The sequence below is a fragment of the Martelella mediterranea genome (genome assembly GCF_004342225.1).
Taxonomy (GTDB): Bacteria; Pseudomonadota; Alphaproteobacteria; order Rhizobiales; family Rhizobiaceae; genus Martelella; species Martelella mediterranea_B.
This window is the reverse complement of the sequence record NZ_SMAR01000036.1, coordinates 1-20,871: the sequence shown is the minus strand read 5'-3', so window position 1 is coordinate 20,871 and position 20,871 is coordinate 1. Positions and strand designations below refer to the sequence as shown.

At 55.1% G+C, this 20,871-nt stretch carries 13 protein-coding genes; 2 read left to right on the top strand and 11 right to left on the bottom strand.

The annotated features are described in order from the left end of the window. Window positions 1-31: 31 nt before the first annotated feature. The 10 genes from EDC90_RS17195 to EDC90_RS17150 all read right to left on the bottom strand — a co-directional run bounded on the left by EDC90_RS17195 (window position 32) and on the right by EDC90_RS17150 (window position 17,940). A complete protein-coding gene (locus EDC90_RS17195) occupies window positions 32-1,069 on the bottom strand; it encodes a magnesium transporter (protein ID WP_245511106.1) in 1,038 nt (345 codons plus the stop codon). Between the two features lie 138 nt (window positions 1,070-1,207). Next, window positions 1,208-2,431 (bottom strand): META domain-containing protein, encoded by a 1,224-nt coding sequence (locus EDC90_RS17190; protein WP_132313785.1) that lies wholly within the window; start codon window positions 2,429-2,431, stop codon window positions 1,208-1,210. Window positions 2,432-2,562: 131 nt separating this feature from the next. Next, on the bottom strand, window positions 2,563-4,407 hold the full coding sequence (locus tag EDC90_RS17185; RefSeq protein WP_132313784.1) for a glycine betaine ABC transporter substrate-binding protein: 1,845 nt from the start codon (window positions 4,405-4,407) through the stop codon (window positions 2,563-2,565). Continuing rightward, the gene (locus EDC90_RS17180) at window positions 4,404-5,927 is read right to left on the bottom strand and encodes a BCCT family transporter (RefSeq protein WP_132313783.1); all 1,524 of its coding nucleotides are present in this window, start codon (window positions 5,925-5,927) and stop codon (window positions 4,404-4,406) included. Before EDC90_RS17180 ends, EDC90_RS17185 begins: the two co-directional genes overlap by 4 nt. A gap of 276 nt (window positions 5,928-6,203) precedes the next feature. Continuing rightward, window positions 6,204-7,298 (bottom strand): molybdenum ABC transporter ATP-binding protein, encoded by a 1,095-nt coding sequence (gene modC / locus EDC90_RS17175; RefSeq protein ID WP_132313782.1) that lies wholly within the window; start codon window positions 7,296-7,298, stop codon window positions 6,204-6,206. Further along, the gene (modB, locus tag EDC90_RS17170) at window positions 7,295-7,960 is read right to left on the bottom strand and encodes a molybdate ABC transporter permease subunit (RefSeq protein WP_132313781.1); all 666 of its coding nucleotides are present in this window, start codon (window positions 7,958-7,960) and stop codon (window positions 7,295-7,297) included. The genes modC and modB overlap by 4 nt, the downstream gene beginning before the upstream one ends. A 43-nt stretch (window positions 7,961-8,003) precedes the next feature. Continuing rightward, on the bottom strand, window positions 8,004-8,753 hold the full coding sequence (gene modA, locus EDC90_RS17165; RefSeq protein ID WP_132313780.1) for a molybdate ABC transporter substrate-binding protein: 750 nt from the start codon (window positions 8,751-8,753) through the stop codon (window positions 8,004-8,006). Window positions 8,754-8,786: 33 nt separating this feature from the next. After that, a complete protein-coding gene (locus EDC90_RS17160) occupies window positions 8,787-9,590 on the bottom strand; it encodes a TOBE domain-containing protein (protein ID WP_132313779.1) in 804 nt (267 codons plus the stop codon). Between the two features lie 140 nt (window positions 9,591-9,730). Continuing rightward, window positions 9,731-10,912 carry a TIGR03032 family protein gene (locus tag EDC90_RS17155; protein ID WP_245511105.1) on the bottom strand — a complete coding sequence of 394 codons (1,182 nt, stop codon included), beginning with the start codon at window positions 10,910-10,912 and terminating at the stop codon, window positions 9,731-9,733. A gap of 125 nt (window positions 10,913-11,037) precedes the next feature. Continuing rightward, window positions 11,038-17,940, bottom strand: a complete 6,903-nt coding sequence (locus EDC90_RS17150; RefSeq protein ID WP_245511104.1) for an autotransporter outer membrane beta-barrel domain-containing protein — start codon at window positions 17,938-17,940, stop codon at window positions 11,038-11,040. A gap of 818 nt (window positions 17,941-18,758) precedes the next feature. On the opposite strand from EDC90_RS17150, the gene EDC90_RS17145 reads away from it, so the two are divergent. Next, the gene (locus EDC90_RS17145; RefSeq protein WP_132313778.1) at window positions 18,759-18,968 is read left to right on the top strand and encodes a cold-shock protein; all 210 of its coding nucleotides are present in this window, start codon (window positions 18,759-18,761) and stop codon (window positions 18,966-18,968) included. A 112-nt stretch (window positions 18,969-19,080) separates the two neighbouring features. After that, window positions 19,081-19,329, top strand: a complete 249-nt coding sequence (locus EDC90_RS17140; RefSeq protein WP_132313777.1) for a hypothetical protein — start codon at window positions 19,081-19,083, stop codon at window positions 19,327-19,329. Window positions 19,330-19,730: 401 nt separating this feature from the next. Here the strand turns inward: EDC90_RS17140 and EDC90_RS17135 are convergent, their stop codons facing one another. Then, window positions 19,731-20,690, bottom strand: a complete 960-nt coding sequence (locus tag EDC90_RS17135; RefSeq protein ID WP_245511103.1) for a TniB family NTP-binding protein — start codon at window positions 20,688-20,690, stop codon at window positions 19,731-19,733. Window positions 20,691-20,871: the final 181 nt, after the last annotated feature.

The following is a 20,871-nucleotide window of genomic DNA, read 5'->3' as shown; positions in this document are numbered from 1 at the left end:
AGGCCTGCACATTTTCAAATTCCGGGAAAAATCAGAGCGCCACAATACCAAGCATAGACGTGGTAATCGCGAAATAGAGCAGAAGCCCCGTCATATCAACGATCGTGGTCAAGGCTGGGCCAGAAACAACTGCCGGGTCCTGCCTGACCGCAATCGCCGCCAGCGGCAGAACTGCCCCGATAAGGGTTGCAGATACGACCTGAGCAGCCAGTGCCACAGCAATTGCAAGACCAATGCCTGTCAACGTCATTCCGTCTGGAACATCGGCGACATTGGAAATCAGAAGGACCTTCAGAAAGGCAAATGTAAAGAGCATTGCAGCCATCAGCAGCGCAACTCTTGCCTCACGCCAGAGAATTCTCACCCCCTCATGCATGCGCACATCGCCGGTCGTCAGAACGCGTGTAACAAGACTGGCAGACTGCGTTCCGACATTACCGCCGGTATCAGCGACCATCGGCATATAAAGTGCGAGAATGACCAGAGCATCCAGCGCATCTTCATAAATATGCACGACATACCCCGCCGCCAGCCCTGCTATTGCCAGAACCAGCACCCAGGGAAACCGTCGCCGGAAATCCGACCAGACGGTATGTTCAAAATAGTCATCCTGATTGGTTCTCGTTACGCCGACAAAACGGTCAGCGTCTTCCTGCAACTCCTCGATCAGAAACCGGTGGGCTTTATTGGCCTGAACCACTCCGGCAAGCCGGCCATCGGTTCCAATGACCGGCATGATATCAAGTTGCTCTTCTGCCATTTCAAGCGCAGTTGCTTCGGCCGTTGCAAAACTGTCCACAGTCGGAAAGCGCTTCTGCAGCACTGCTGAAACAGGGTCGCTGGCATTTGACCTGTTCAGGCAATCCTTAAGGCTGACAAGCCCCAGAAGCCGCCCGTCCTCTGCCAGCACACAACATTTGGTTTGAAATCCACCCTTGTGCTTTGAGAATAACGTCAAAGCTTCAGCACACGACGTTTCAGGCCCCATGATGAGGGGATCTTGCTCGGTAATCGCCTGAACAGGCTTAAGAAGTGAATTCATAAAGGCTGAACTGGCAATATCTGTCACAAGCTTATTCCTCGAATAATTAAAGCATCTTACTCGTTTTCAAAAAACTGGTGCCTAATGCTGAACTTAAAGCGTGGTCACAGGATGCGTCCAAGCCCCCCCGAACATCACATCGGACGTCTCGGCTTCGATATTGCGCTAGCGTGTAGCTTTAATGACAGGCTCACCACCGGAAAGCAGGATGAGTGCGCCGTCCTCGCTAAACCGAAGACTATCGACTGAATCAAGCACAGGCAAAAACTTATCTTCCAGCTGCATCATATCGCCCATACAGGCCATATTTGTCGCCGCAAGCGGACCAACCTCAAGGTTGCCTTCGCCATCAATCGCAAAAGCGCCCATATAACGATTGCATCCGGCAAAGCCGGAGATGCGTCCTTCACTGGATATCTCAAGGGTTGGAACGTCGTCAGAGCCGACAGTATCACCTGAAATGGTCTCGACCATCCAGGCGTTTCCAGTCAGCAACGACATTGTCTCACCGCCGCAGCCGCGATACGCACTGCCATCGGCCAGCTTGAGGCTTACGGTCTGCGGAAACGGCCGACCGGTCATATCATCTTCGCATAGCTTGTCCTGGACTGAGAGAGACAAACCTAGATCAGGAATATCGTAATGATAGGAACCATTTGCGACGCGTACCTCAGGTGAAGTCAGATCCAGTCTGTCGCTGCCATAGTTCAGGTTGAGCATAAGCCTGTCTTCGCTGATACGCGCCTGCCAACCGGGTTCATTGCCCTGCGCCTGCCAGCTTTTTCGCGCCTCATGTGGCAAAGCCTCACACTCGGGCAAGGTTCTTCCATCAATGGTCAGCATTGCTTGAGAACCCTTGCTCCAGAAAACATTTTTACCATCGGCGCTGGCAAACTTGGCCCCATCAGCGGAAATCGCCTGTGGCAGATTGAAGATCCAGTCAGCGCCTTCGACGACCGCCCCCTCTTCATCAAAGCCGACGCTGAAGCGTTGATCGCCGCAGATATATGTCGTCTGAAAGCCGGATGGAACATAGCCTGAAAGCTGGACAGGCCCCAGATTGACCGCTTCTGTGCCAGCATCAATCGCTACCGGCTCACTCACCCAGCGGATCGAGCCATCCACCAATATCGCTGCGTGCAGCTCAGCTTTTAAATCTGAAGGAATGGAAACCTTGAACGGTAGCGGGACCTGCTTTCCGTCGGTTGACTGCTGTAATGTGGCCAGTTCGGTTTTCTGAAAACCAGTAACCTCCACCATCAGTTCGGCCTCCGGTGGCAGAGCAATACGCTCACGATAGGCCGCAGCGCCGGAAATTTCACGCATATCCGCAGATAAAGCCGGTGAAACAAGCGTGGTTGCAAGCAATAAAGTGAAAAACCGATGCATCAGCAAACTCCCGGGTCATTGCGCACCAAGTCCTTATTGACGGACTACTAATCGGCAACCCCGAAAACCGGGGTTGCCGTCTGATCAAATTTCATGCCGAACAGCTATGCAGTCAGACATTGCAACAGGCACTATCGAGAATCGCCCTTCTTTTCAGGTCGAAGGAACAGCCAGAAAGCCCATACTGCAAACGCAAGAATGACAATCATTAAAACAGCACGACCAGGATAAGGATTAATCCTGTCGTCGCGAATATTCACATCCGGCGTCAGAGCTGCGGCGCGTCTTAAATGCGGATCGACCGCTGCATGCAGGCCGAGATTGTTGTTGATGGCCTCAACATTGCGCCCCTGAAGCGGCCGCACCTCATCGAAGAAAGAACTTGGACCCTGCTGCCCGAGGGCAAAGCCTTCCGGAGCAGCAGGGCCGAAGAGAATGAGCTGTGTCGAGAGCGTCGAAACAGGCAGGTTAAGACCGGCATAGGTGCCCGCATTGATCTGCGCTTCCCGCATCACCGGAAGCGCCAGACGCGCGCGGCTCCTCCACCAGGCATCCGCATCCACGAGCGTGATGTCGGTACTGCCAGCAAAGAGGTCTGCCAAATCCTGTCGGCCCGGTTCGGCAAAGAGAAGTGCAACCTGAGCATCTCCCTTGCGCAGGGCTTCGGCGGCAGTGCTGGCCTCGTCATCAGCCAGGGGCACGATCGTAACATCTCCACCGGCCGTAGCCGCTAATACCGTTGCCATCTTGAACGTTGCGGAACCTTCCGGACCTGAGGCAATAACGCTGGCGTTTACAGGCTCCACAGGATTCTCCGTAAGCGAAATCGCATGCAGGAAGGTCGAGCCGACAGCTGCGACAGCTTCGACACGATCATCACGCACCATATTGCCATCAACCCGGCTGAACCCGGAAACGGCGGGGGCAAGAGCAAGACGAGCATCACCGCCCGCCATTGCCTCCAGCGGCACACTGACTGGAATGATGTTCACATCACGCCCACGCATCGCTTTACGCACGGCCCTGAGGGTGCTGATACCCGCATCGGTTCCAACCGTTTCGGGCTGCATGGCAATGCCCAGAACAGGTGTGCGCTCACGTGGTGGTTTTTCAATCAACCCGAGATCGAAGAGCGCCCTTCGCGCCACGCGGTTGACGGGACGACCATCCAGCCGCACTGCCGCATTCAGTTCCTCGATCAACGTATTGTCGATCCGGCCTGCAAGCTCAGCCATGACGGTTTCGATCACCGGTGAACGTTCAAGCGCCAGATCGGACGTCAGCGGTGCGGCTTCATAGATCGGGAAAAAGCCCGTCGTATCGTCCAGTTCGACCAGTTCATAATCCTCAATCTCGGGATCGGTCGTGAAGCCGACAATAACATCAACCCGCTTCTCGATAAGAGCGTCATATAGCCCCTCACGATTCGCTTCGGAGAATACGGTGATGTCGCCGAAGCTCAGACCAAAACGATCCAGAAAAGGCTCAAGGCCATCACGCGGACGTTCTGCGAAAGACTGCGTGATACCAAGACGCAGGCGCGTATCCGGCCCGGTGAGATCAAGGATCGTCGACAGATCGTTTTCAGCCGCAACGGCCGGACGTGTCAGAACAGCATAGCCGGCTTCGAAGCCCAGCCGGTCCAGCATGACCAGGCCATTAGTGGCCAGCGCTTCGGAAACAACCTCGTAGTCCTGATCTGCATCGCCACTGCGCGGCTCGCCCATCATCGAAAGAGCGGTTCCCGTATATTCGGGATAAAGGTCGATATCGTCGTCCTTCAGTGCCTGAAATGCAATTTCTGTTGACCCGAGCGCGGGCAATCTTTTGACGTTAACGCCCTGCTCTTCGAGCAGAAGCGCAAACATTTCGGCAACGATCCGGTTTTCGACCAGATCCTTGGAACCAACCCGCACGGTTTGTGACGAGCAGCTGGCAAGGACCAGAACAATCAGCAAAGACAGAACGGTTCTCATGACGGCACCTCACCTGCAGTCTTTTCTTCGGGCGCGGATTTGTCACGCGACGGGTCTTTCCGCAGCCGTCGCATGAAACTTACAATCTGCAATATCAGGATCGCCGAGAAGGGTATCGCCCCCAATGTTGACATCGCGCGAGCGACATCGACCGAACCTGCTAGCAAAGTGGCAGCCGTAATGACAGCCACGAGCGATCCCCAGAGGATTTTCGACGATGACGGCGGGTTAAGGTTTCCATTCGTCGTCATCATCGAGAGAACGAAGGTTCCACTGTCGGCTGAGGTTACAAGGAAGATCACAATGAGCAGCAATGCCGCTATGCTCAGAAATGATGAGAACGGGAAGTAATCAAGGAATGTAAACAGTGCCGCGGCAACATCCTGCGTAATGACAGATGCCAGACCGCCAGGACCATACATTTCGATATAAATGCCGGCTCCGCCGAAAACGGCAAACCAGAATACAGAGAAAACCGTGGGGATGAGAATCACGCCCATGCAGAATTCCCGGATTGTGCGACCACGCGAGATACGAGCGATAAAGACGCCGACAAAAGGTCCCCATGCGAGCCACCAGATCAGATAGGTCAGTGTCCAGTTTGCAGACCACTGCGTCAGTCCTTCGAATGGAAACAGACGGAACGACATGTTCACAAACTGGGACACATAGGAGCCAAGTGTCGTCACGAAGGTTTCCATGATGAAGCTCGTTGGCCCCATGACGAGAATGTAGGCCATCATCGCCAGACCAAGCGCCATGTTGATGTCGGAAAGCAGCTTCATGCCCTTCTCAACACCGGTGAGCGTCGAGATCATGTACATGATAAAGAGTGCCGCCAGCACCATGAGAGAAACGCTGTTGACAGCTGGAACGTCAAATAAAGAGGTCAGGCCGGAACGCACCTGCAATGCGCCCATAGCCAGTGAGCCTGCAAGCCCGAAGACGACTGCAACCACACCCAGAACATCAGCCGTTGTCGCGGCTACTTCAGAGGACCTTCCACTGAACAGACCACGCAGCGGCGTCGAAATCAGAGGCGGCTTTTCAAGCCGGAAAGTGAAGTACGCGATCACAAGCGCACAAACACCATAGATCGACCACGCATGCAGCCCCCAGTGCAGGTTCGTGATCACCAGTGCTTGCCTTGCTGCTTCTGCCGATTGTGAGATGCCGCCGGGCGGGTTTTCGAAATGCGTCACCGGTTCGGCAACACCCCAGAACAAAAGCCCAGCGCCCATACCACCGGCAAAAAGCATCGCAATCCATGAGGTAAACGAGAACTCGGGCTTTTCATCATCCTTTCCGAGACGAACCGACCCATAAGGGCCGAGCGCAAGAAATGCGGCAAGAATGACAAAACAGGAGCACAGAAGCAGCCACCACCAACTGGCGCCGACCATAAAGTATCCTGTGAACCCCAGAACGCTTGCAGCCATCTGCTCAGGAGCAATCACGCCCCAGGCACCTATCGGCAGACAGAGAAGCAATGAGATGATAACGACCTTGTTGACCTGCACGATTCAAGGACCCCTCGGCTTGGTCGGAACGTAAAAATCGGGTGGACAGCCCCCGCTCTCCACTTCTTGTGCAACATGATCGTAAGCTGGAGTCAACTCACCGCGACGGAAACATACTGCCTCCGTTCCGGTTAATCCGGATCAGACCAGGCCAAATGCCGGTATGAAGACAAATATTGCACGAGGCTCAGCATATTCCGGTTTAAGGGGATCGACATGACGCCGCGCCAGATTGCCTACAGGATCATCGATATCCGCGTGCGCAATATCTGATACTTATTCGACAATCGCGACGGATTTGATCTGCGCAAAAACCGGTTTTCCCGGTTCAAGCCCAAGAAGGGCGGCAGAGCGCGCCGTCAGCCGCGCAATCAGCGGCGTTCCGCCGACATCCACCTTTACCGCGACGACGGCAGGGTGATCACCGTCGGCTATTTCCAGCACCGTCGCCGGCAGATGGTTGACGATCGAAACATTCTCGCTTGCCTCAAGCGCCAGCGAGACATCGCGCGCCAGCACCATCACCCGCACATTTGTGCCGACCGGCTTCTTCGGATCCCGCACCCAGAGCGAGCCGCCGGGAAAGGCGACGCGGGCCAGATGCCACTGCGCATCAATTTCCGCCACCTCGGCGTCAATCGCCACACCGGCCCCCTCCTCCCATCGGATCGGCAGATCGAGGCGCGCCAGCGTTTCCGTCAAGGGGCCGGAAGCAAGGACGCAGCCATTTTCAATGACCGCGATATGATCTGCAAGCCGGGCCACTTCGTTGGGCGCATGGGTGACATAAAGCACCGGCACTGAAAGATTTTTTCGCAAGCTCTCGAGATAAGGCAGGATTTCACGCTTGGCCTCGAAATCGAGTGCCGACAGAGGCTCATCCATCAGCAACAGTTTCGGCGCGGTTAACAGTGCCCGGCCGATGGCAACACGCTGGCGCTCACCGCCGGAAAGCTTGCGTGGTGCCCGGTCTAAAAGATGGCCAATGCCCAGCAAAGAGACCAGCTCATCGAAGCGCCTGGCCGCCGCTTCGCGCTCCCCGCGCGCAAGCCGCTTCAAGCCGAAGGCCAGATTGTCGGACACGGAAAGGTGCGGGAACAGATTGGCCTGCTGGAAGACATAGCCGATGGCCCTTTTATGCGACGGAAGGAAAGTTTTCCCATCCTGCCAGACTTCTCCCTCGATGGAAAAATCCCCGTCATCCAGGCGGTTGAGACCGGCAAAACACCGCAATAGCGAGGTCTTGCCACAGCCTGAAGGCCCGAAAAGCGCGGTAATGCCATTGGCCGGAAAGGTAAGATCGACATCGAGCCGGAACGACCCGAGCGCGCCCTTGAAACGGGCGGAAAGCGTATCGTCGCGCGCGCTCATGTCAGCCGCTCCCGCATGCGCCGCTCAATCAGCATCATCGAAAGTATGACGATGAAAGAAAACACGACCATGCCGCCGGCCAGCACATGCGCCTTGCCCCATTGCAGGGTCTCGACATAGTCGTAGATTGCCACCGAAAGCACCTTGGTTTCACCGGGAATATTGCCTCCGATCATCAGCACAACGCCGAATTCGCCAACTGTATGCGCAAAGCCGAGAATGGCGCCGGTGAGGATGCCCGGCCGGGCCAGCGGCAGCGCAACGGAAAAAAACCGGTCGAGCGGCGAGGATCTGAGCGTGGCTGCCGCCTCCAGCGGTTCCTCGCCGAACGCCTCGAATGCATTGCGTATCGGCTGGACCGCGAACGGCAGGGAATAAATGACCGAGCCAACGACAAGACCGGTAAAGGTGAACGGAAGCGTGAAGCCAATCACCGACTTGATCGCTTGCCCAAGCGGGCTTTGCGGCCCGAGCGACAACAGCAGGTAAAAGCCCAGAACCGTCGGCGGCAACACCAGCGGCAGCGAAACGACGGCGCCGACGGCTTCCTTCCACCAGACATTCGAGCGCGCCAGCCACCAGGCAATCGGAATGCCGACCACCATCAGCAAAATGGTGGTCAGGACCGCAAGCTTGAGGGTGAGAAAAACGGCTTCGGCCATCAGCTTATGGTCCTTTCTGATTTATCATGTCCCGGGAAGAGCCTTATTCAACGGCATAACCATAGCTCTCGATGATCGTTCTGGCGGTATCCCCTTTCATAAAATCGATAAAGGCCTTCGCTGTTTCGTCATCCGCGCCTTCATTCGTCAAAACGGCGTCCTGACGGATCGGGGTATAAAGCGCGGCGGGCACCAGCCATTTCGATCCATGATCGCTGCCAATCACCTGCGAGAGCGCGACAAAGCCAAGTTCGGCATTGCCGGTGGCGACAAACTGAAAGGTCTGCGAGATACTGTCGCCCTGCACGAGCTTTTCCTCCGTCACGCCGTAAACGCCGAGCGCCTTCAGCGTCTCGACCGCGGCAGCGCCGTAAGGTGCTGACGCCGGATTGGCGATGGCAAGCCGTGAAAAGCTATCCGGCTTCGTCAGGACTTCGCCGCTGTCATCCACAAGGCTCTTGTTTTCGCTGAAAAGCACCAGCTTGCCGATGGCATAGGTGAATGCGCTGCCTTCAACGGCATAATCGTCTTCCACTGCCTTCTTTGCCCGCGCCTGATCGGCAGCCAGGAAGACGTCGAAGGGCGCACCATTAGCAATCTGGGCAAAAAGCTTACCGGTTGAGCCGAAGGACAAGACCACGGTGTTATCGGTTTCAGCTTCAAAAGCCGCTGCAATATCCTTGGCGGCGTCGGTGAAGTTTGCGGCAACCGCCACGTTGATTTCAGCGGCACTGGCAAAGCCTGGCATGAGGATGATGGCTGCGACCGCAAGCCGTGAAAGTATCGTTTTCATGGAGATTCCCTTTTTCGAAATGGGCACAGGTCTTCAGCCGAGCGCCAGAATGATCTGCGAGGCCTTGATCAGCGCGGTCATGCGCTTACCGGGAAGAATCGCCATCGCCTCAGCGCTCTTGGCCGTAATGATGGCGCAAAGCGTCTTGCCGCCGCCGATATCAAGCACCACTTCCGCGTTGACAGCGCCAGGTTCCACAGACACGACCGTGCCGCTGATCCGGTTGCGGGCAGACGAGAGAACATTGTTGCCATCTTCCAGCAGGATCGGTGTCGATGCCTTGATGAGCGCATAGGCCTCACGGCCGGGCTCAAGCCCGAGATTGGCAACGCTCGGCTCGGTGACGATCACGGCAATCGTTACGTCAGGAGCGATCCTGAGGAGGATTTCGGCATTGACAGCGCCGTGGGATACGGCCTCGATCACGCCGTGATAGCTGTTACGCGCACTTGTTCGCATAAAAGGGCTCCAGAACATGTTCTCACTGGGGAAGGAAAGGCCCGGCGCTTCAGAGATTACCGTCTCCAGCCGCGCCATGACATCGCCAAGCGCTGCCGTCAGCTGGCGGTGTGCGGCAAGCGCGCGCCTGCCCTCTTCCGTCACCTCTGTGCCACCGCCGCTGGAGCCACCGGCATGTTTGACGATCAGCGGGCGTGGAAACAGGTTGTTCATCGCATTCACCGCGTCCCAGGCGCCCTTGTAGGAAAAGCCGGTTGCCTTGGCCGCCGCAGAGATCGACCCAAGCCGGTCGATTTCAGCCAGAAGCTGAAAGCGCGCCTCCCCGGCCCGATCGCCGGAAGCGGTTTCGAATGTCAATGCCGGTGAAAGTCTGCTCATCGTCCCGACCTCTGGTTAGCGTTATGTAGTTATATTGCATAACGCATGAGACAAGAAAAGAAGAGATATGCGAAGCAGCTTTGTTACCCTGTTTCAAAGATAAGCATGAGCCCGGTCGATAAAGTACCGGCTCCGTCGATTTACCCGGGTATCCATCCACGCTCTGACAGTGGCTGATCCGGGGCTTCTATCGTGATGAAGCTGGCAAGCTCCGGGCCAAATGTCGGCAAGGCCATGGGACAGCGGACACCGGGAAGAACCCGAACATCGAAAAGCTCCTTGATCCCGCCATCGAGCCTGAGCCATTCAACGATGTCACCATTGGACGTGTTCACGATCTGCAACCCACACCACGCCTCGGCGTTGCGTTGTTCAAGCTCATTTTGAAGATTGAGGCCGGAAAAAACGCCTTCACGGCGCGCAAGCGAAAGTCCGACGAAGGCATGTCCATCGTGAAAAGACAGGCCGCGCAGAAATCCGGGACAGAAGGCCACCCGTTCGCGCATATGGTTCTCAAGGTCGAGTCGTGTGAGGTAACCATTTCCGGAATCAAGAAACCACAGGGCGCCATCATGCAAGCGCGGTGAGTGCGGCATCGAAAGGCCTTCAGCGACGATCTCATCTGTTTCAACATTCACAACAACACCGCCATCACGACGGTGCTCTCGCCAGCCATCAACGATATCGGTTGTCGAAACGGAGGTCACAAATCGCGGCACGCCATTTTCCATCGCCAGTCCGTTCAGATGACAGCGGTCCTCCGGAGCAAGTTTCGATATATAAGGCGGACGCCAGACGGGCTTGAATGAATGGACAACACTATCTGTTGCAAGACACGAATATCGTGTGTTGGCAAAGATAAGCCGACCGGCAGCATCAATGCCAAGTTCATGAACATCCAGGTCAGAAACCGTCTGACCGCGACGCGGGACATAAAGCTTGTCAAACTGGCCATTCGCGCGCTCATTCGGCCCCAGCACATTCTCAAATCGCCAGATCTGTGCCAGTCCCGCCAGAAGCAGGCGCTGTGAGTCACCAATCAGCCCCATGGCACGCACGAAGTTGCGTTGATGCAGAGACAGTGAACCGTTCGGCAGGGTACCAACCAGAAAAAGCTGCCCCGTCTGATAGGACGTAAAAGCGACTGAACAATTATGCATTGCCAGCCACTGCGGAAATCCGCGCGAGCATGTTACGTTCGTTTGAAGTACCGAGGGATCAACCTTCGCCTCAGGTGCATCGGCTCGCTCTGGCAAGGCCGTATCGCTTTCGGCGCCGTTGACATGGTCTTTAGCCAATTCGGCGGCAGTCTCATCAGGCATTCGGATATCCCGTTTTGTTCAAAGTGTTCGATCTATAAAGCGACTGCCGGATGTCTCTTTGTCGCCTCAGCGAAGACAAGCAGCTTGAATTCCTGAAGACAATAACCACTGGCTGGACATCAGAATCAGAAACGGTATCCGAACCTCAAAGAGCCGATATGAGACTGATAGTCTTCCGCGAAAGAACCATTATACTCAAACTTCAGCTCCATACCCTGACGCTTCGCCAGATCAAGCCCCAGTGAGACATGACCGACAGTATCAGCAATCGGCGAGAAGGTAGAGAAACTGTCCATGGATGAAAGGCCGGCAAACCGTGCCGTAGTCTCCCATTCATCGGATGTCAGGAACGATACGCCGATATCACCGTAAAGCCGTGCTGGCCAGTCTTCCATAAACGGTATACGCGCCCCGAATTCGACACCTGGCGTTATACCAAAAGCAGTGTCCGAATGACCATCGACGATAAGGTTCAACGCTCCGGCGCCAGCTTCGGTGTAACCGTATTGATGCATATTGATGACATCGAGATCCACCTTCGGGCGCATATAATACTGATCATCAAAACCGAACTGATAGGATGCGCGGGCACGGGCAAAGAGCATCGCCGAATCCGGCTCGCCCCGCGCGGTGGCCGACAACCTGTCGAGGTTGATGTAGCGTTTGGATTCGCCCCAGTTGTAACCCGCGCCGCCAACCAGACCGAAAAGCCATGGCCCCATTTCTTTTTTGAGCGCAACAGCACCGGTAAAAGACTGTTGTTCCATCTTCTCGGAACCTGCGTCGTTCCGGAACCAGCTGCTTTCATAGGTCAGCCCTCCACCGAGAAACCACCCCTCATCCAAAGCTTTTTGACCGCCGAACTGAAGCCCGCCAACCGATTTGGTGAATCCGGAAGAATCGCCGTGACCGGTTTGCGTCGTCTCGCCACCAAGCACCCGGCTCCAGACACATGAGCCTTCGTCCATCATTACGCCTGTTGTCTCGAAGGCAGGGCAGGACAGCACGCTATTGGCAGCAGTGATTGCGGCGGAAGGAGAAACGACTAATGGCGCCGCTGCGGTCTGCGAGGCGAGCTCAAGCAGCATATCGGAAAAGGTCTCGGGCTCAGCCTGATGGAAAGCTCCGAATGCCTGACCGAGCGAAATCTCATCATCAGCAAATCGGATTTCTGCGGAACTGCCATCGGAAATCTTGTCCCAGGCCTGTTGCATGGCCCGCGACACTTCGCCCGCATTCCTACCCAGTGAAACGCCATTGCCAACGAAGTGTGCATCATCAACGGAAAACCCATGCCACCCATCTTCCGACTTTGTCACATCGGTGAAGTCAAACACCAGAGAGGAAAGCGCTGAAAACGTCCCCGTGTCTTCACCCTTTGTCGTTAAAAACTCTGTTCGCCTATGCGGCAAAAGAGCATTGGCATTGACGTCGATGCCCCAGGTGCCGGCAAAATCACCTTCGACCAGCACTTTGTCGGCAGTGTCATTTTCCATATCGACATCGAGACCGGTCAGCAGACCGCCCTTGCTCGAATTTTCGGTGCGCCAGTCGATCCGGTTACTGCGTTTGAAATAGCTGAAGGGTGAGAACGTGCCCGACAAGCCGAGGTCGGAAGCGTCGTAAGCGCTGCCGCTGTCGAATGTGCCGATACCAAGGAGATCGCCGGTGACCCGAGTCTGAATCGTGTTCCATTCTCCGCCCGGATTGATGTTCCCGGCATTCAGGATGCCTCCGGCATCGGCGATGTGTCCGGTCACGAACGTGCCTGTCCCCTGATTGACGAACAGGTTGGAACCGGCGCTCGCCGTCGTCCGCACCACGCCATCGGCAGCCGATGCGGAGCTTGAAAACCTGTGTCGAACGACATTGCCGGTCACTGTACCGTGATTATATTGCATGAGCACGGTTCGGTCGGCGCCGGAGGAATAGACGGCACCGCCATTATAATCCCCATTGCTGGCAGCCGCTGTCGAGCCGGAAAGAACGCCGTCATTCCCGACCGTCAGCGTCATCGACACGCCGGTTGCCTGCGCCCAGACGCCCCAGGAGGTCGGGTCTGAAACCTCGACGCTGCCGTTGATCGTAACCTCAAGATTGCCGCTCTGGACATTGCCAGAGACTTTCGGATCCTGTTCGTTGTTGAAATTGGCCAGCGTGCCTGCATAGGTCTTGCCGTTTTGAAGGAAGATACCGCCTGAGCCGCCGACCGCCTGTGCGACAATGCCATGGGCATATTTCCCGCTGGTGCTGACACTGCCGTCGACAGTCACAGTGACATAGCCCGTCTGTTCAGCGTTCCCGGACTTGCCACCGTAGTACTGGTCGCTGTTCTCAAACAATTGGCCGTAATTGCGGTAGTAAGCATTCAATTTCTGGGCAAGATCCGCAGAAACGCCGCCGCCGCCGGAAACCGTCTGGGCGAGGATGCCGAAGGCCCCATCGCCGGAGGTGACGATGGAGGCGTTTTCCTTGACCGCGATATCGACCTTATCCGCGCTAGCCGGGGCCTGTTTCTGAACGAAACCTGCATTGTCGAAATTGTTGGCAGCTGCCGTCAGAAATCCGCCGCCACCGCTGATCGACTGCCCGGCAATGCCGATCGAGCGTTTACCAGTCGTGCTGATATATCCGTAGTGGTTGATACTGACGTCTTTACCATCAGCATTTCCATTATCACTGCCACCGCCAAAGGTGGAGCTGATGACCCCGGAAATACTCTCATCACTGACCGTATTATAGTTTCCGAGCGCGATGCCGGCAAAACCACCACCGCCACCGATAGACTGTGCGAGAATGGCGTTGGCGTTATCACCGGTGGTTACGATTTTAGTGTCGGTCAGTGTTTGAATGTTTACCGACCCGGCATCGCGATCATCGCTACTCTCGCCTGTTGAACCAAATTTCACATAGACGTCTTTAACGGCGTAGCCAGTGGACAAAGCCTTACCGCCGCCGCCACCTACAGACTGAGCCAAAACGCCGTTGGATCCAAAACCTGACGTAGAGATATTCGAGGCGTAAACTGTAACCGGGCCTCCGCTTCCTGCACTGCCATTGGATGCGCCGATATAAAGCCCCGAGCTGTTTTTTTCGACGCTGCTGACCGTAAACAGAGGTACGGAAATAGACTGCTGAAGAAACGAGGCGCCTGACATTGATTTATTGGACGAAACGCCCGCCTGGCCACCACCGCCGCCGATCGATTGCGCCAACACCCCCTCAGAAAATGAACCTTCCGTCTTGGTTGTACCGGAAATCTTGTCTCCACCTGCCGACCCGATTCCGACATAAACAGCACCTCCATCGCCACCCACGCCGCCATCGGCGCCGGTTTTGACGTTCATGCTGTTCTTGATCGTGATGTCGAACTTGGCCTCAACTTTGGGGCCTTCCTCGGCTTCCTTCTCCAGAACAGACTTCTCACGTTCACCAAGAGCGCCTGAGTGGGAAACAGAACTCGTGCCCGAACCGCCGAGACCACCGCCGCCGCCAATCGATTGCGCAACGATACCACTTGAACTGTCACCTGACGTTGTGATCGTGCCGCCATTCCATGCATAGACAGACCTGCCGGTGCCACCATCGCCGCCGGTCGCTCCGAGGCCGATTGAAATTGTCGTATCGGCATCGAGGTCGCCACTTCCACCGCCTCCGATACCACCGCCGCCGCCAATTGAATGAACGACAAGCGCGTTGGAGTTTGGTCCGCTCGTGACAATCGAGGCTCCGGTGCGCAAGCCACCCTTGGCTACACCGCCGCTGCCGCCGTTCCCCGCACTGCCGCCAAGAGAAACTCCCAGTGTGAACGTGCTGTCGCCAAACGTCGTTATTGAATCGCTTTCACCAGCACCACCATGGCCGCCACCGCCGCCAATCGACTGGACAATCAGGCCATCGGCGAAGTTGCCAGCTGTTTGCAAAGCCCCTTCAATATGCCCATAGGCAAAACCGCCGGAACCACCTGAGCCACCAGAACCACCATGAGAGAAATCAAGGTTGAGGCCGATATTCTCGCCGCTGAGTTCAGCCGTACCATCCGAGATCGTGTCTAAAAGCCCTTGAATGGAAGCAGCCCCTGCTGCTGCAGTCGAGTCACCGCCTTGACCGCCGCCGCCGCCGATCGATTGGACAATCATTCCAACAGCGCCGTCGCCATACGTTTTAATCAGCGCTCCCGGATCAACGAAACCCTGAGCCGTGCCGCCATCACCGCCTGCCCCGGCTTTACCGCCATGGGCCACGGCAACAGAAAACGAAATGCTTTTCAGGCTTTCACTAATCGGAATACCGATCGCCATTGCTTTTGCAGAAGCAGAGCCGCCCTGGCCGCCACCCCCGCCAATCGACTGTACGACGACGGCAGGCGAATCCGTTCCTGCCGTTTTGACCGTTCCAGCGGAATGCCCATAAACATCACCGCCCTTGCCGCCCTCACCACCAGTGCCGCCGGTCGCAAAACTCATGGAGAAAAGCGGCGCGGTCGAGTAGCTCTTGGCCGCGCCTCCGGTGCCTCCTCCGCCGCCAATCGACTGGAGCACAATACCGGGGGCGTTATACCCTTTTGTACTGATATAATTGCTGGAATTTTCTGTAAATGTGACTGTACCGCCGTCACCGCCCTGACCGCCACTACCGCCTACAGCGGACGAGAAGCCGAGCCCCCAGGATGTGGCTGAACCGCCCTGACCGCCGCCACCGCCGATCGACTGTGCGATCACACCGGACGCATGATCGCCGGAGGTGATTATCTTGGCGGCATTGGTGATGGTAATCTCACCGCCATCTCCACCGCCACCGCCGGTACCGCCAACCGTGAAGAAAAAACCGTTCCCGTTGCGGCCTGTCCCGCCGCCACCGCCAATCGATTGCGCGACGATGCCATGAGCTTCCGGCCCCGCAGTTGTCAGCGCGCCAGAGTTTGAAACGGTCACCGTCCCGCCATTCGATCCACTGCCCCCAGAACTGCCGCTGTCGCCTCCAATCGAACCAATAGCGCCGGAACCATTATTGTTTCCACCACCACCACCGATGGATTGAGCAAGAATGGCAATTCCGCCTGAAAGAACGACTTTCTGCTCAGTGTCCGAAGCCGTTTCGGATGTTCCGCCGTGTGTCGATATGCTGCCGTAATTGGTTACCTCCACATTCGCACCGTCGGCGCTTCCGGCTCCACCACCAATAGTCTGGTAATTGCTTGTCGTCAGGGCACCATTCTGATTGGCCGAAAGCGCTGCAGTCGATGTCAGCAGCCCTCCCCCTCCACCGATTGATTGCGCAACAATGCCATGAGCATCAACGCCGTAGGTCTCTATTGAGCCATGGTTTGTCACCACGACAGCCGAACTGCCTGTCGATGAAGAACTGGTGTCGCCCCATACGACCTTTCCATCACCACTAAAGCTGAAAATACCATAGCCATAAGCAGATGCCGCTGACTGAGCGAGAATACCGTGGGCATAATTCCCATTGGTAGTGATCGCAAAATCTGTCGTAACGTTCACCTTCCCACCAGAGCCAGCCTGTCCATAAGAGCTGTTATCCAGCGTTGACCGGCCGGAACCACCCAGCGACTGGGCAATGATACCGATGGATGAATCGCCACTCGTCTGGATCGCTCCACCGCCTTGTAATGTCGAATAGACCGAACCACCGTCGCCTCCGACAAAGCTGTAGTTCCCGCCTTTGGCTGCCCTGCCCCCTGCACTTTGAACCAATATGGCAGGTGAAGCGTCGCCTTTGGTTTCAATCTGAGCTTCGGATGTTGCAGTGATCTCAATTTTGGCTTCACCGGCATCGCCACCTGAGCCGAAATAGGAAACGCCGCTATAATCACTGTAAAAATAGACACCGTTACCGCCGAGACTGATGGCCGATAGTGCTGCGCCAGACGACCGCGCCACGGTATGTTTTCCAATTGAGCCGGAGGCGACAGAAGATATCTTGCCGGAAAATGCCTTTTCCGAACTTCCAAGCTGTAGAGTGGCAGATCCGCCATTGCCGCCCGAACCAAGGTCCACTGGGGCACAGCAATATTCGACATAAGCCAACCTGGATAAAACGTTCTCTGCACGTTTTGTATGCCCGCCATAAGAGGCCGCCAGAACAGCCGGCCCGGCTTGCGTCGCAGAAACACTGCCGTAAATCTGAACGGTGACATCTCCGCCGGTTCCTGCTGCCGTTGGCGATGACGTCCCGGAGCCCGGATAAACAATATCGCTGGAAACGCCTGCCTGACTGATGGCGACAACACCAGACGTCGCTCCGTTAACATCACCGCTGACGGTCACATTAACAGCGCCCCCGTCTGCACCGTAAACCGCGGCAATGGCATCACCGGCTCGCGAAAGCGCGTAAATACCGCCACCAACCGTGCTGGTGACAGAGCCGGAGGAGGTGATTGTCACAGCTCCGCCATCGCCGCCCAGATCCTTATAACTATCGGCATTACTCGAATAGACAGGATTCCAGTTATTGCCGCCACGCGACACAGCTGAGATGCCACCGGATTGGGTCGCTCCCATACCGTAAAGGTATTTACTTGCGGTAGAAGTCGTTATGATCGACTGCGTTTCAGTCGACGCGCCAACACGAATGTCAGCATTGTTGTTGATTGAGATATTCAATCCCTGCTGAGGACTGACCTGACGTTTGTAATACCTGACGTTATAATAGCCGGCGATGCTTATATCGCGGAGGCTCTGGTAAAACGTATATGAACCGCCATAGGCATACTGAGGCGTTTCCACAGTCGATGACGACGAAATTGTACAGGAAAACGTCGTCTTGGAAATGTCGGCGTTAATATAGTTGGCAGTCGAGGACGGGTTGCATACAGCCTGAGCATAGGCACGGACATATCCCCGCGCATAAAACGGTACAGGCACTCCAGCCAGCGTTCCGGCAAGAGCCGTTGTATGGAACAACACAGAGGATGCGATCCAGCGCCCCTTGCGACAGACTTGTTTTCTGTCCTGTTTTGAAACACTCAGGTTTGCCGAGGGGGCGTGCTGCTTTTCAGCCACCATATGCACTCCGATACATATGCATTTAGTTATTACTTGAGCATGGCAAAATGAACGCGATCGCGCCATTTTTTTATCTGTTAGCACCAGAAAAAGTCTCATAGACTTTTCAAGAAAAGGAGTACCGACTCAACGGCTTGTCAGCTACGCAACCACTGCAGCCTATATAAAAGGCAAGGTTTGTTGCAGGAGACCGCTCGAAGTCCTTTGTCAAACGCCGGCTTCCACCATCTGCCCCCCCAAATTTCGTAAACACCCTCGGTCCGGATTTTCCGCCGGAGTGCGAACCCGGCAGATGAGAGCATGTCATTATGGACGTGTTTGCAGTTCAGGTTGCAGAACATCACGATTTAGGCGCAAACATCTCTTCGGGCGTCCTCACAGAAGCCTGCGATCGTTATGATCACTCAATCCACGACTGAACGCCTGTCTGCATGAGTGATCTGAAAAAACAGCACCGAGCGACTAGACGGTCCCTGATTCAGCGATGGCATTCAATCACGTGGGCACCATGAAAACACACAATAAAAACCCAAAAACACAAATTAAACATCGAAAACAAAATAGTCCAAATCGACATTTTTATTTGAAACAAAAAAATATTAAATGCTGCATTCTGATTTTATTTTTTAAAGCGCCTTGTTTTAAACACGATAAATGGCTATATAAATTTCATCGGTCTTGCTTGTTGAACTTTGTTTAAAGGCGCTCGGCGCAAACTCAGCGATCTTCCTCTTTCAAAATCGATTTTAACCGGCCCGCTGCGTGAGTATTTACGCTGCGAGCGCTCTATTTTTTTGAACGATTGAAAGGAAATCGTAATGAGCACAGGTATTGTAAAGTTTTTCAACACAACCAAAGGCTTTGGCTTCATCGAACAGGACAACGGTCAGCCAGATGTGTTTGTCCATATTTCGGCTGTTGAACGCGCCGGAATGAGCTCGCTGGCTGAAGGCCAGAAGATCAACTTTGATGTGGTGAAGGACGAACGCAGGGGCAAGAGCTCCGCAGAAAACCTTCAAGCTGCATAAGAAACTATGCCTGATCTTTGACCACGGATGTACTGGCACTGATCACCGGCATATTTAGCGGAGGCCGGGTTTTCCCGGCCTTTTTCTATTTGGCAACACGGATAAGAGCGACATGACAACAACACTTACAAAAGACAATCTGTTTAAACCGGCCCCGTCCAGGGCAGAGACAAAGGCCGACATCACGGACCGGTCTGCCCGCGCAATCATCGAGAAAGAAACTGGCGACCTGAAAAACAAAACTGAGCGCTTGCGGCTGGCCCGCCTTGAGATGGAAGCGCAGCAGAAAACCAAAGGCCCCGAAGCCAAACCTCGCAGAAAAAAAGTTGCGGCTCTTCGGCGCGGAAAGTCATCAATGTAGTGTTTTACCCGTCGTGCTTTTCGGGTTTTCAGGCTCATTTTCCAACCAATGCCAATGAAGCATGAGAGTGCACACCTTTTGCAAGCATGGTCAGATCATAGCCATGAAACAAGGCCCGCCAAGAGCGGACCTTCTCGCATTCGACTAGCGCAAAAGATCTGCATCCGCTAAAATTGTGCCTATGAAGCATAAGAATGCACACCGAATCAATCTCCGGAATTTCAGCCGAAATTAATATATGATTTCAATCACTTATGTAGCATCCATGAAGCCCCGGGCATAAGCATGCAGATATGAAGCATAAACGTGCACACCCTTGAAAAGCCCACCAGATTATCCCCATGAAAAAAGGCCCGCCAAGAGCGGACCTTCTCGCATTCAATATTCGTAAACTGTCTGGGTCAGTCTTCCTGGTTGAGGATCTCCAGTAGTCTGTCCGGCTCAAAAAGCTCTTGATAGTCCGGAGCAGTAAACGGCGAAAAATCTCTCGGCGTCCCATGCATTTCAGCGAACGCGTCAATAAAGTGATCCAGTGAAATCTGAGCCTCACCAGCCCGTTTGCATCGGATGAAGGCAGCGATGATCAACTCGATAACGAGTCCCCAGCGATACCCGCAAGCGAGGGATAGGCGTTCAAGGAAATCGGCGCTCGACAGAGGGTCGAAATCGATTTCGGCCTTCTTCGCGTATGCGTAGGCAAGTCCATTCAGCTCGCCGAGGTCAGCCTTGGGGTCAATTGGGCGAAAACGAACTGGCCGCAACAGATGTCTCAGTTGCCGGCGCTCTTCTGGCCCAACCCTTTCAACATGCTCGGATAGGCCGTCCACCCCCGACAGGATCAGGATCATTGGCCAGCGAGGTTCCTTCATTAGTGCCTTGAAGTTATCGAGCATGATACGGTTCTTGGCTCCGCCGGTATCGGTGAAAGCATGTTGTGCCTCGTCGTAATGTATGCCGATGACGCCGTTTCGTTCGGCCTGATCAAGGACCTTTTTCCAGATCTGACGAACTTGCTTCTCCTTTCCAGCGGCAGGATAGTCAAGCGCTTCCAATGTCGAACTGCCCAGATCCATCAACGAGTTCCGCGCCCACAGCCGGAGCTGGATAAACCGAGCCGGCCGACCGTCTGGCATCGGTGTGGCGCTGTCATTGAACGCCCTGATCAGGTGATCGATTTCATGCGACTTTCCCATTCGCGATTTTCCCGTGACGAGAAGCCCCCTAGCTTCAAATGGTTTGCCGGACATTGCTTTCGCATAATAGTCCTCGAGACAACTTTTGAATTGCGTCCGCAGTTCCTGCGCTCGCGGAAACGGATAATGTGCCTCTTTCAGCCGATTGGCGATACTGACCGTTTCCATATCGATGAATGTGTTCATGATCTCACTCCAGATCTTTGATCTGATCAGGGCGGCCGAGCAGCCCGCCTTTCCGCTTTTCCGATCTCTTCTGTCTGACGTCAGCGCCGGTGGGACAGATTTGAGGATTTGAATAAGGGAGGATTTCTGGTTCATCTTATCAATTAGGAGATCGAGATGACGA